The organism is Paenibacillus sp. PastF-3 (assembly GCF_029893135.1).
GTDB lineage: Bacteria > Bacillota > Bacilli > Paenibacillales > Paenibacillaceae > Paenibacillus_AQ > Paenibacillus_AQ nitricinens.
The window spans coordinates 509,463-522,072 of the sequence record NZ_JARXWM010000003.1 but is presented as its reverse complement, the minus strand read 5'-3'; the positions used below and the strand labels follow the sequence as shown (position 1 = coordinate 522,072).

The 12,610-nt window shown below is 43.3% G+C and carries 10 protein-coding genes; 8 read left to right on the top strand and 2 right to left on the bottom strand.

The window, feature by feature from the left end:
- Positions 1-51 precede the first annotated feature (51 nt).
- Positions 52-1,176: a molecular chaperone DnaJ gene (gene dnaJ / locus M2444_RS09480; protein WP_280786795.1), complete on the top strand. Its 1,125-nt coding sequence runs from the start codon at positions 52-54 to the stop codon at positions 1,174-1,176.
- Between the two features lie 491 nt (positions 1,177-1,667).
- Here dnaJ and M2444_RS09475 read toward each other — a convergent pair whose 3' ends face one another.
- Positions 1,668-6,197, bottom strand: a complete 4,530-nt coding sequence (locus M2444_RS09475) for a S8 family serine peptidase (RefSeq protein WP_280786794.1) — start codon at positions 6,195-6,197, stop codon at positions 1,668-1,670.
- A 284-nt stretch (positions 6,198-6,481) separates the two neighbouring features.
- On the opposite strand from M2444_RS09475, the gene M2444_RS09470 reads away from it, so the two are divergent.
- From M2444_RS09470 to M2444_RS09455, 4 genes are all read left to right on the top strand, one after another.
- The gene (locus tag M2444_RS09470; RefSeq protein WP_094872721.1) at positions 6,482-6,841 is read left to right on the top strand and encodes a hypothetical protein; all 360 of its coding nucleotides are present in this window, start codon (positions 6,482-6,484) and stop codon (positions 6,839-6,841) included.
- Positions 6,842-6,880: 39 nt separating this feature from the next.
- Positions 6,881-7,060, top strand: a complete 180-nt coding sequence (locus M2444_RS09465; protein WP_042130382.1) for a YfhD family protein — start codon at positions 6,881-6,883, stop codon at positions 7,058-7,060.
- Positions 7,061-7,152: 92 nt separating this feature from the next.
- Complete coding sequence (locus M2444_RS09460) at positions 7,153-7,527, top strand: hypothetical protein (RefSeq protein WP_094872723.1); 375 nt, start codon at positions 7,153-7,155, stop codon at positions 7,525-7,527.
- A 343-nt stretch (positions 7,528-7,870) separates the two neighbouring features.
- Positions 7,871-8,782 (top strand): methyl-accepting chemotaxis protein, encoded by a 912-nt coding sequence (locus tag M2444_RS09455; protein WP_094877363.1) that lies wholly within the window; start codon positions 7,871-7,873, stop codon positions 8,780-8,782.
- A gap of 81 nt (positions 8,783-8,863) precedes the next feature.
- Here M2444_RS09455 and M2444_RS09450 read toward each other — a convergent pair whose 3' ends face one another.
- Positions 8,864-9,301 carry a hypothetical protein gene (locus tag M2444_RS09450; RefSeq protein WP_280786793.1) on the bottom strand — a complete coding sequence of 146 codons (438 nt, stop codon included), beginning with the start codon at positions 9,299-9,301 and terminating at the stop codon, positions 8,864-8,866.
- A 303-nt stretch (positions 9,302-9,604) separates the two neighbouring features.
- Between M2444_RS09450 and M2444_RS09445 the strand changes: the two genes are divergently transcribed.
- The 3 genes from M2444_RS09445 (at position 9,605) to M2444_RS09435 (ending at position 12,527) form a co-directional block, all read left to right on the top strand.
- Positions 9,605-10,165, top strand: coding sequence for an RNA polymerase sigma factor (locus M2444_RS09445; protein WP_094872728.1), 561 nt, complete (start codon positions 9,605-9,607; stop codon positions 10,163-10,165).
- Complete coding sequence (locus tag M2444_RS09440) at positions 10,125-11,807, top strand: DUF4179 domain-containing protein (protein ID WP_094877360.1); 1,683 nt, start codon at positions 10,125-10,127, stop codon at positions 11,805-11,807. Before M2444_RS09445 ends, M2444_RS09440 begins: the two co-directional genes overlap by 41 nt.
- 141 nt (positions 11,808-11,948) lie before the next feature.
- Positions 11,949-12,527 carry a DNA-3-methyladenine glycosylase I gene (locus tag M2444_RS09435; protein ID WP_280786792.1) on the top strand — a complete coding sequence of 193 codons (579 nt, stop codon included), beginning with the start codon at positions 11,949-11,951 and terminating at the stop codon, positions 12,525-12,527.
- The last annotated feature ends 83 nt before the right edge of the window (positions 12,528-12,610 follow it).

Sequence of the window (12,610 nt, the reverse complement as noted above, 5' to 3'; positions counted from 1 at the left end):
CTTTGACAGAGAATTAGGAATTTGAGTATGTAACGTACGGAGGTGAAAGCAGTGGCAGATAAACGCGATTATTATGAAGTGCTTGGCCTCAGTAGAGATGCTTCAGACGACGAGGTGAAGAAAGCGTACCGGAAATTGGCGCGCCAATATCACCCAGACGTGAATAAAGCAGATGATGCTGAAGCTAAGTTTAAAGAAGTAAAAGAAGCTTACGATGTTCTTAGCGACGGACAACAGCGAGCTAGATATGACCAATATGGCCATATTGATCCTAATCAAGGTATGGGCGGCTTCGGAGGCGGCGGTGGCGGCGACTTCGGAGGACTAGGCGATATCTTTGATATGTTCTTTGGCGGCGGCGGACGTCGTGATCCTAACGCACCACAGCGCGGTGGAGATTTGCAGTACACCATGACCATTGAATTCAAGGAAGCGGTATTCGGTAAAGAAACCGATATTACTATCCCACGTACAGAAACTTGCGATACCTGCTACGGCTCCGGGGCTAAACCGGGTACTAAACCAGAGACTTGTTCCGTTTGTCATGGTAGTGGGCAACAGGAATTCGTACAGAATACACCACTTGGACAGATGCGTAATCGTCGTCCATGTTCGCATTGCAGTGGTACAGGTAAGATTATTAAAGAAAAATGTACGACTTGTAGCGGACAGGGTAAAGTTAAGAAGCAACGTAAGATTCATGTGCGTATCCCTGCCGGTGTCGATGACGGCGCGCAGCTGCGCATGACTGGTGAAGGCGAAGGCGGCTTACGTGGCGGTCCTGCTGGAGACTTGTATATTGTTATCCGTGTTAAATCGCATGATTTCTTCGTGCGTGAGAACGATGATATTATGTGCGAGGTTCCACTTACGTTTGCACAGGCCGCACTTGGCGATGAGATTGAGATTCCTACCTTAACGGAAAAAGTGAAGCTGAAGATTCCTGCAGGAACACAGACCGGTACTTTCTTCCGTCTCAAAGGCAAAGGGGTTCCACGTCTACGTGGATCTGGCCAAGGCGACCAGCATGTTAGGGTCATTGTTGTGACTCCTAGCAAGCTGAATGACGAGCAAAAAGATTTGTTGCGACAGTTCGCCGCTCTAAATGGAGAAAACACTCATGAGCATGAGCAATCCTTCTTTGATCGTGTGAAGCGTGCGTTCCGCGGGGACTGATATTTCTAATTTAATTAGTTGAGTAAATAAAAATAAAGCAGAGCAGCGATCCCCTCGTTATTTGGGGATCGCTGCTCTGCTTTTTTGGTTAGTAGAGACGACTTACCAATTTCATGTAGCGCCTTTAAGAAGGTGCTAGAAGCCGCGAAAATCTACGAGCCCGCAAACCCGGCAAACCCGACTGAACTTCAGGACCCCGCACCCCGCACCAGTAACCCGACCCCAGTAAAGCCCGGCTGTGTTCCAGGTTTTTTAACAAACTATCTACTTTGAATTATCTGCACAGGTTATCGGACCCAGACGGCGTTATTAGCGAATTTATCGTCCAGTGCAGCTATTGCCCAAAAAAGTGTTTATTATTGGTGCTTTTCAGGCGAATAGCGACTATGCAGTCCGATAGTGGCATCGGATCGGCAAGGAAGAAATGTGACCTAAAGACGAAAGAATCCCAGCAGCCAATGCCTGCTGGGATTCTTTCTTTTAAAGTGCAACTAGAGGTTGTTCGAAGAACGTAGATCCTCGAGCACACGGCTCAGAATCGTTGCTGCTTGTGCACGAGTCAGAGTACCTTGTGGATTGAAGTTATCTGTAGTAACACCTTTGAGATAACCTTTGGTTACAGCATAGGCTACAGCGTTGCGTGCTTCCGCAGCGATGCTGTCGGCATCCTTAAAGCTTAAAGGTGTTTTGGCTACTGTAAGATCTGCACCAAGGGCCTTAGCAATGATAAGAGCTGCTTCCTCGCGGGTCAGCACATCACGAGATCCGCTTTCTTTGATGCGAGTATTCCAAGTGTCACCTTTTCCAAGTAGACGGTCGAAGAGCGTTAGAAGCTCTGCCTGATTTAAGGTGTCGGCAGGCTTAAAGCTGCCATCGGCTCCTTTGCCAGCAATGATACTATGGGCAGCAAGGACCTCGATATCGGTTTGAGCCCAGTGTGTACCAATATCTTTAAAGCTTATATTTCTGGATGCTGCGCTGTAAGTACCATCACCAGTAACGTTAAACTGTAGAATCCCATCTTTATTGATAGAACCAGGTTGCAGGTAGGACCATTTACGATCTTTTGATTCTACATAAGCAGCAGTCTTTCGAGCATCATGTAGACTGGCGGCTTTTAGATTAAGCTGAAGGATGATCGGCTTTCCGGTTGTCCAACCATTTTTGATGGTGAGAATAGAAGAACCGATATTTATTGCTGCTGAGCTACCTGCTAAAACTGCTGTATTGCCCGCATCTGTCAGGCTAATCGTAAGGGTCAAGCCGTTGCTGTTGATGAAATCCGGAAGAGTCGCCGCTGGAATAAGTACATTGAACCCACTACCGTTTAGGCGGAGTGCATTCTCCGATTTCTTTAACTGCTCGGCTTGGGCCGGAGTAAGAGAAATAACAACTTGGCTATATTTATTGAAGCTTACATCGCTAAGATCAAGTACAGAAGTTTTATCTTTTGCATTCTGGATCGAATTTGCAAGTGCAGTGTCTAAAATGTTGAACACCGCAGAAGGCTTGCCACCTACTGGATCTGCAGTCTCTACTAGCTTCCCAGATTTCAATGCGATTCCAGAAGCGGGAGCACTGGTTGCTGTAGGGACATACGAATCAGTTGATGGTGTTGATGTTGATGTCGGAGTTGGTGTTGGTGACTCTGTTGGTGTAGGTGTAGGTGTAGGCGTCGGCGTTTCAGCTGTCTTAACAGTTACGCTTACCGTTCTCAAACCAGATGGGATCGTTGATGTTGTAGCATCATTCCAGACCTGTACATCGTACAGCTCCAAGTCGTATTTTCCCGCTTTAGATGGTTTGAAGGTTATTTTGCCTAGTGAGCCTGAGCCATGATAAGCACCACCTGACAGATTAACACTATACTGTGTCAGTTTGCGGCCGTCTCCTAGCTTATAGGTTTCTGAGAATTCTGTAAGTGGAACACCATAGAAATTCTCCTCTTGATACGTTGCCAGTTGTACGCTTGGCTGGATCGCTGGTGTTTCGAGAGAACCATCGTAGATGACAGCGAATGAAGCCCCATAGAAGCCATAAACCTCATCTGTCACGGAATACCCAAGATCAATGGTTACCGGTTGCCCCTCATCAATGGTAGCTGCAGATAGAGACGGAGTTACATTGAAAATACCATCTCCTGTGCTATAAAGCAGTCGCTGAGCATAATCATCGTCGTCCGCGCCGTTACCTACTTTATCAACCACATAGATTTTGTACTCATTAAGTCCCTCGTTAACAGGAACGTCAATGGAAAAAGCACCGTTATTTGCAATCACACCGCCAAATTTATAAGTATTCCCATCATAATGTTTACCTTCGGCGTACACGGTAAACCAGTTTCCAATAGGTTGTGTATTAGAAATATAATAGGCCATGAGGTCATCATCAATAAAACCGCTGATTTGAGCTGCACCAGGATCGGTTGGCGCCTCACGTTCATACTCCTCAAGTGTGATGCCGGAAACGATTGGCTTCTCCGTATCAATTGTGAACTTGATCTTTTGATTCTTGAGCAGTTGCCCATTAGGAAGCACAGGCGTGATGTAGTAGTGACCATCTGCTAAAGTAGACTTGGCGGAAGTCTCCAGGTCTGTTAAAGTTCCATTCCAATTTGGAATCTCGTATACGCCACGATAAACCTTTTCATCAATAGAATAAACTTCACCTAAAACTGTTGCAGGAGCATCTATTGGAGAGGCTACGAAACTTATGCCATCCAGTTCTTCATTGACAGAGAAGGTAAGGGTGGTGTCGTCTGAGCGTCCATCCCCATTAGGAGAAATCTGTGGATCTTCAAAAGAAAGTTGATTAACAGGCTCTAAATTGAATTTATCGCCGACAAGTGCATTAAAGGGAAGGCGAAGAGTTTCTGTATCAGAGGTTAGGAACAGGATACCTTCATATGCTCCCTCTTTTGCAGTATCAGATACCTTCAGTGTAAATTGTGCATAATGATCTACACCTGAGGTAATACTTTTTGGTGCAATATTAATACTAATGTCACCAGGCGCTTTTGTAAGCCATTCGGTGGACAGCGTGTAGGTTGATCCAATCCCTTTAAAGTCCTCTACATAAACTGATTTCGTTACGCTAGCCCCTTTTGGGAGCAGGCCAAAGGACAAGGAACCTGTGTAATAAGGGATTTCTACAGTACCTGGAAGACCACTAATTAAGCTCTCCCCGACTTTAGCAATAGATTCAGCTTTTGCTGATTTCTCCAAATTAATTAATCCGGCACCTTGTTGATACAAAGAGTAAGCATCTCCATTACGCTTGAAGATAGGATCCGCATTGTTCATCAGCAGTGCTTTAATTTCATTTGGCTTAAGGTTAGAGTTTTCACTCAATAGCAAAGCGACAGCTCCTACAACATGTGGGGTTGCCATACTGGTTCCGCTTTTTAAGCCATAAGCATGTTCGTAATCCCCAGTCCAGCTAGGTATCGTCGAGTTGATATTGACCCCTGGCGCAACAACATCAGGTTTGATTAGATAATCCGGCATCCCAGGACCCATAGAGCTAAAATTAGCTAACTGATTTACTTCAAGCGCTATATAGTAACTGATTATATCTTTAGCAGCCTTCATCTGAGTTTTTATCTCTTTGCCATCTTCTTGAGTAATTCCGTAGGTAGGAATGTAATTCCCGGGCGCACCGAGGGTGGGACTGAGTTCACCTCCAGCATTATTAGCAATTAGGACAAGCTTGGCTCCAGCTGCTTTGGCATTTAGAGATTTATCTCCGAAGCTCAGCTCACCTCGATCGACAAGGACTACCTTATCTTTGACATCCAAATTTGTGTAATCGGAAGTAGCTCCAAGACCAGCGTAAACGATCTTACTACCGGCGATATTATCAACTAAATCTGGGGAATAAGTGGCTAATGTCCCTGGAATTTTTTTAACATCGCCAATATCAAAGAATGGGGTATTCACTGGGGTAGTAGAAGCACCTACACTAAGTGCAAGTTGAGATCCAGCAGGTTCGCCTAATGTTCCTACATCCGGTCCAGCGTTACCGGCGGCAACAACAACATTTACGCCCGATTTTATGGCGTTGTCTATCGCGATTGAACTTGCGGAATAACTTTGGTTGACATCAGAGCCCAGGGAAAGGTTAATGATATCGGCTCCATCAGCGACCGCTTTCTCAATACCCGCGATTACAACCGCTGTTGGACCGGAACCGTAAGGGCCAAGTACGCGATACGCGTACAAATCCACTTCAGGTGCAACATCCAATATTGTACCGGCTACATGAGTGCCATGCGAGGTTTCATATGGGCTACCATTTTTTGGAGGGAAGTTAGCATCAGGAGCTGTTTCTGACGGATCATTATCCTGATCATAGGCATCGTAACCGCCCTTATAATTACCCTTTAATAAAGGGTGATTTTTATCGATGCCGGTATCGACAACCGCTACCTGTACCCCTTCTCCTGTGAAACCTAATGCATGTAGTTTATCCGCGCCTATAAGATTGCCACTGTCTGAATAGGAACGTGTAACAGGCAAAGTTGCTACCTCAACACTGTCTGCTAACGCATGTACTTCATCATTTGGATAAACAGCCGCAACGCCCGGAAGCTCTAGCAGCTTGTTTACTTGATTGGCTGGTAACGTAATGGAATACCCGTTAAAAATTTCACTGTATTCAAAACCGATGTCGGCATCGATTTTCTGCGCTGAGGAAATAAAGCTTTTATGCTCTGAGATAATTTTACTGCGTTGTAAGGAGACTGAGGATCGTAAAGAAGAAGTCTTTGCCTCATTTTCATACACACTGACTGGTTTATTAGTTAATTCCACGATCACGGATACTGGTGCTGAACCTTTGAGCACACCCGCGTAGTTATGAGGGGTCACGCTTTGAGATTGTACATTATTAGCTAGGTTAGTTGATGTTTCAAGGGATGAGTTCGCAAATGCAGCGGATGGAAAAAGGACAGAAACAGCCAGTCCGAAGCTCGCCGCCCCAATACCAAATTTTTGAATAGAGTGTTTAAAGGTACGTTTCAAATAAGTTCATCCTCCCAAATGAATTTTTATATTGCAGTGTGTATCTGTAGTTCTCCTCCTCAGCGTAAAATGTAAAAAATTATGAAAATTAAATTTATTCTACAGCTATAACTTCAAATCGAATATACAACTTTAGTACTATATTGCAGGGAAGCGTCGAGGAAAATGTCGAATTCCCAGTAAATAAGTGGAGTATGAGAAAAAAAGGGCATAAAAGAAGTGAAATGAAGACAATATAAAGGAATGCAACAGATATCTGAATTTCAAGCGAGAGCGGGGATAAGATGTCGGAAAGATCTATTTTGGCTTATTTTAAAAGTCCTGAAGAAGCGGAGGGTGTTGCTCGTAAGCTCCGTGCACTTCGGGCCATTGAAATTTCCGTTGATCGCTTCAGTAGATATGGAGGCACGAGCTTTAGCTCAGGGGTAAACCCAGTGACAGGCAATGTTGCCAGAATGGACTCCATGACTGCTGAGCGTGCACACACAGGCATACTAGCTGCTGCTGATACCAGCGCCAGTGGGATGAGTCATGGCGGAGATGGAGGACCGACGGGTAGAGATATTTTACTTACGGTGATCTTGAATTCGGAGTCCCATGATCAAGCATTACGCATAATTGAAGAAGCAGGCGGGATGATTTGAATAATAATTTTCTTAATAAGAAGGGAGACGATCGATACTATGGATAGAGAGAACTCGCAAATATTCTCAAAGACCGAGAAGATGAAAATGCTGTACGAGGCGAAGGCAGAGGACGTAGAGTTTTCAGCAGCGGAGGCAGATCTGGAGGATATCGAAGCCCAGGCCCGGGCTCTAGAAGCAGACAAACGTCAGCTGCATGAAATTATGAAAAAAGAATAGATGCTAAAGTTAGGGCAGATACCTCACATTGTGGGGTATTTTTGCGTACTGGTGTGTATAATTAAGAGAATAGCCCAAGCAGGGGGGAGAATATGGACAACGTTATTTTATGGATAGGTTTAGCACTGCTTATCGCATTCTTAACTTTTATGAATCAGAAGCAACTGTACTCTTCAAAAGTAAAACAGGCCTACCGTGAGCTGCGGGAGCTAACTGAAAAAGTTCGGCTGGAACGATCTGAGGCAAGCGATTTATACCGTTGGGAAGTAGAATTAGCGGAGATGGAGAAACACCCGAACGAACTTAATAAACTGGATGCTGAGATTGGGCTTCGCCAGGCCTTTGTGATGTATTTGGAACGGCATTCTCCTCTGGATGTAAGACTTCCAAGTTTAAAGGAGGCTGCTGCCCATCAGAAGGATTCGGTGTGGGGCATCAAAATGGGAGATTACGGACCCAAGAAATAAATAAGGAAATGTACATAAAAAGAATAGGCACTGGTTCGAACCCTGGCTGGAATTACGGCTGGGGTTTTTGTTATTACATCTAAATCTCTAATATCTAGAAAAAGGCTTAATTTAGTAGAAATTATAGGGAGGTTTTCCCTGCGTATCATCACTTAGGATTATTTCAGGGATCAAACTATTAGAAAGGAGTAATACCCACTCGTCATTGGTCTATTTTAATTACGAATTAATTTCAGCTTAATAAAAATGATGTATTACTCTCTGCGTAATAAGCGCGTATAATTGATCAAATATACTTCAAGATGACGCGAATAACTTATTGATATTCAGGAGGAATTATTATATGGGAATGGTACACTCTCAAGGAGTTACCGATGAGCTTGTTGTCCGATCTTTAGAAAAAAATTTAGCGATTATCAGGTTTGATCTTAATCGACGAGTGGCTTATGTGAATGAAGTTTTTGCTAGTTCGATGGGGTATAGCAAAGAAGAGATGTATGGGATGCACCACAAAGAGTTTTGCTTTTCTCATTTTGTAAATAGCCCGGGCTATGAGTTGTTCTGGCAAGATCTTTTTTTAGGGAAAAGTTTTCAGGATAAAATCGAACGGATGGATGCAAAAGGAAATGCGGTATGGTTGGAAGCTACATATATGCCAGTCTTTGATGAAAACAATGAACAGGTCATTGGCGTATCCAAGATAGCGGCTAATATCACGGAGCGTCAAAATAACATGAGTGTTGTGGTGCAGCGGATGCAAGAGATGTCGGACAACCTGAATCAAAGAGCTGAGAAAGGGATTGAACGCAGTCAAGAACTACTACTGAGTGTCGACAAAATTGCCGAAGTATCGATCGAAAATACACAGACGTTAGCGAATCTGGAGAAACAAGCGGTATCGATTCAGGGTATTGTACAAACGATTCGTAATATTGCTTCGCAAACGCAACTCTTAGCGCTTAATGCAGCAATTGAAGCGGCACATGCCGGGGAGTTTGGGCGAGGTTTTGATGTGGTGGCAAAAGAAGTTAGGAAGCTATCTTCCATGGTGCAGGATTCGATCATTCAAGTGAAAGATAGTGTGGATGCGATCACGCTGGAAATCGAAAAGATCTCCAAAGGAACAAACCAGGTACAAGAAAATATAGAAGATAGTCAACAGCAGATTCAAATCGCATTAGATGATTTCAAGAATATTTCCTCTTCAGCCCAGGATTTAGATACACAAGCACGAGAGGTTATGAATATTGTTTAGTCTGTTGTATGTAATTTGTGAGATATAAGAAAAAGGGTCAATCTCCCACTTACGGGAGACTGACCCTATTTTTTGTTGGAGTTAGCCGATTTTGTTAACATTCAATACAGGAATCATGTATCGATGATTGGTGATGTCTCCGGTAGCGCCAGTCGCCCCAACATACCCTGATAATTCTGATGATACCAGTCGATGGGGAGCTACTAGTTTCTCCGTGCTATCCTTTCCCCAGAATGATATTTGGATGGGATTGGTTGGCAAATCTTCGGTTGTGAAAAAAAACTCGAAGGCATCAAAGTCAGCAAAATAGTTTCTAGTTATCACTTGATGGGGCATCACTTTTAGAAGATCACAGACATATTGAACTCTTTCTTCATTCATGTAATAGCCTTCAATTAAAACTGTAGATGCATCCTGACCGCTCCAATTGTCAATTTTGACTGTGGCCTGTTGTGTTAGTCTGGTGTTGTTTTCTGAATTGACATTGTTTTCTATGGGGCCAGTAGTTAAAAGAGTCATTATCTTTCCTCCATTTAATATGTTTTTTGTTGTAAGAAGGATGTGCGAATCTCGCAATAAGTGACTATAAAATGTCACTGTAATATTTATATTCAAGATTAAATTAATAGCTTGTATGTATTTCCTATTTTTTATGGACAGCTTCTAGCTTCTAACATCTAACTTTTTGAGATGAGGGTTTATAATCTTATCTAATTCCTTTATGTCAAAAAAGGTAGCCATAGTTTATGCTCGGAAAAACGAACCTTTTCCAAAGATTGGTTGTCATATAGATATCACAGAACAGAAAGGAGGGCGCATGAGTTGGAGACTAACCGGGAGTTATTCGAAACCTACAACAAGGATGTATATCGAACCTGCTACTATATGCTGCATGACGCGGCGGATGCAGAGGACTTGACGCAGGATGTGTTCATTACCGTATTTCGCACGAATCGTGAGAACGTGGAGCATTTGAAAGCTTGGATTATGAAAATAACGGTTAACCATTGCCTCAATCATTTGAAACGAAAACGAACTTTGCAGCAAAAGATAACGGACAATCTGCATTTCTTTAACAAAACGGTAGTAACAACTGTGGAGCAGCAGATTGAGCAGCGTGAGACGGAAATCGAGTGGGCGCAATATATGAGTCAGCTTCCTATCAAACTTAGAATGGTGATCACGCTCAGGTATATGCATGATTTCACTCTGGCTGAAGTTTCGGATATGCTGTCCATTCCACTTGGAACGACCAAATCAAGGCTGCATAAAGGGTTAACGGTAATGAGGAGAATCCTGCAAGAGGCTGGGGTTGAAGTTGAACTAAAGGAGGGCGAATCTTTTGAAAAAGTTGGAAAATATGCTGGAGCATCGATTAAATGAAGATAAAGGCGTGCCTTATCCGGATTTTGAAAGCATGTGGGGACGCTTAGAGCAAGAAGGGAGTACAATGACTCCCATACAAGCTCGGATGATCAATGGTAGCGAGAATAGAGGGAGAAACTGGAGTAAAATAGCGGTGGTTGCTTCATTTTCAGTGCTTATTGCAGCGGCACCTGTATATGCGGCAGTACATTATAATTGGGATAATATGCTCCATGGGAGAGGTGGCGTTCAAGCTGCACTGGCCCAAAATCTCGGACAACAACTGGATCAATCGGTGACGCTGGATGGAGTAACGCTGAAGCTACATACAGCTATTGTGGATGAGAATCGGACGGTCATCTTATTCACTATGGATGTAGGAAAACGCTTGGAAAATGAAATTTGGAATGTAAAAGGAATGACCTTGAAGGACGCAGATGGGGCGAGTAATCCTAGTGAATTCAGTTATGTGCTTTGGGATGAAAAAAATCAACTTTACAACGGATATTTTGAAAGTGATTGGACGCCGAAGCAGAACAACGTGAATGTCCAATTAGTTGCAGATAATCTGCAAGCCTTTAGCACACAGGAGTTAGATTTAGCGTTGGATATCCGATCGCAGGAGACACAGAATTTTCCGATTGGGCAGGAAGGAATGCGCAGCATAGAGGTGAAACCTTTTACCCAAGGACAAGAAAAAATGTTATTCTCTTCAGCGATTATTTTTGATCAGCCAGAAGCAAAAGAATGGACAAATCCAACTATTGTCGGGTACAAAAACGGAACGCTAATTAATTCGCTGCCCGGAGGTACTTTCGGTGCACCAGGAGAAAATGGGGAATATACCGCACAGCAATATTTTAAAGCCGAAGATGTTTCCAGTGGTCAGCTCACTTATAAACTTCAGTACATGAAGCAAGAGAAAAATGTTGAGGGGCCGTTGGCTTTCGATCTTCAATTAAGTAAAAAGCAGATGGAGAGCGGAACCATAAATACCTCATTGAATCTGCCACTAGAAGAGGGCGAAACTGACTACACGCTGGAGAAAATGGTACTGACACCTACTCAAATTCGAATCACAATTCGAAGTAAAGAGAAAGGCGACAATTTCCCTTACAAAAAGTCTGCTCTTGAAGTAGAAGGCAAGTCGCTGGAGGGTGATTTCTGGAGATCTCCAGAAGGAGAGCCAGAATTGACAGTGCTTCGTTTTGAGCGGCCAGTTGATCTTGAAATTACGAAAGAGACGCCGATTACCTTTGTTGCTAAATATAAGGTGACCCAGCATGGCAGCTATAAAATTACCAAAAATAATGATGATAAAATACCACTTCTTTTAACAAACATCTCTCAAAAGAAACAGACAATTATCCAGCAACTTGGCGGATACCCTGTGAAGTGGACGTATTATATGCAGGGAGCCGATCTTTATGTAGAAACTGGAAGTGATGATACTCGCTTTGGTGGTATTAATCAGACCCATATCGGACTGGGGAAAGAACGTATTCTAGGTAAGCCCGTGACCGTTAATTTCACTGGCGATGGAAACAACAAGGCGATTGATGTTTATAAGGATTTTAAAGGTACAGAAGCTTCTATTTATAACTTCTACTACACCACTGATGATCCGGAAAAAGAGACGAGAGTGCAGATCCAGCCTTAAGAGGTTGGCAATACGTAAGCTTATAGAAAATAGTAACTTTTTTAGGGATGAACCTTGTGTTCTTCCCTTTTTTTCGTTTACAGTGAATAGATGATGTAAAGGTTCAGCTATGCATAAGCATAATTAAAGGAGAGAAACAGGATGGAAGTCACTCGCTGTGCTTGGGTCAATGATGATCCTCTATATATCGCCTATCATGATGAGGAGTGGGGCAAACCTCTGTACGATGACCGCAAGCTGTTTGAATTACTTATGCTGGAAGGGATGCAAGCAGGGCTAAGCTGGTACACGGTATTAAAAAAACGAGCGCGTTTCAGAGAGGTTTTTGACGGATTTGATCCGGAAAAGATTGTCCATTACGATGAGGCAAAAATTGCTGAGCTAATGAGTGACCCCGGGATTATTAGAAATCGATTGAAAATTGATTCTATCATTCGTAATGCGGGTGTATACTTGCAAATTTGCGAGGAAAATGGAAGCTTTGCGGATTATCTCTGGAGCTTTGTCGGAGGTATGCCAACTATTAATCATTGGAAGACTCGTGCAGATGTACCTGCTTCGACGTCTCGGTCTGATGAGATGAGTAAGGTGTTAAAGAAGAAAGGCATGAAGTTTGTGGGTACTACAATATGCTATGCTTTTATGCAGGCATCGGGGATGGTGGATGATCATTCGCTCAACTGCTTTTGTAGGTGTAAAGAGGACATCGCAGATCGTTGAGCTGTAGTTTGGCGTTACACCAAGAAGAAATGTTATACTATGAAGCGAATGCTTTCGAAGTCAGTTTTGCACGAAGTAAATCA

Excerpts from the sequence above, each read along its gene's own strand:
- M2444_RS09470 (WP_094872721.1), top strand. The coding sequence starts at position 6,482 with ATGTCGGAAAGATCTATTTTGGCTTATTTTAAAAGTCCTGAAGAAGCG.
- M2444_RS09450 (WP_280786793.1), bottom strand. The coding sequence starts at position 9,301 with ATGACTCTTTTAACTACTGGCCCCATAGAAAACAATGTCAATTCAGAA.
- M2444_RS09455 (WP_094877363.1), top strand. The coding sequence starts at position 7,871 with ATGGGAATGGTACACTCTCAAGGAGTTACCGATGAGCTTGTTGTCCGA.
- M2444_RS09460 (WP_094872723.1), top strand. The coding sequence starts at position 7,153 with ATGGACAACGTTATTTTATGGATAGGTTTAGCACTGCTTATCGCATTC.
- M2444_RS09435 (WP_280786792.1), top strand. The coding sequence starts at position 11,949 with ATGGAAGTCACTCGCTGTGCTTGGGTCAATGATGATCCTCTATATATC.
- M2444_RS09465 (WP_042130382.1), top strand. The coding sequence starts at position 6,881 with ATGGATAGAGAGAACTCGCAAATATTCTCAAAGACCGAGAAGATGAAA.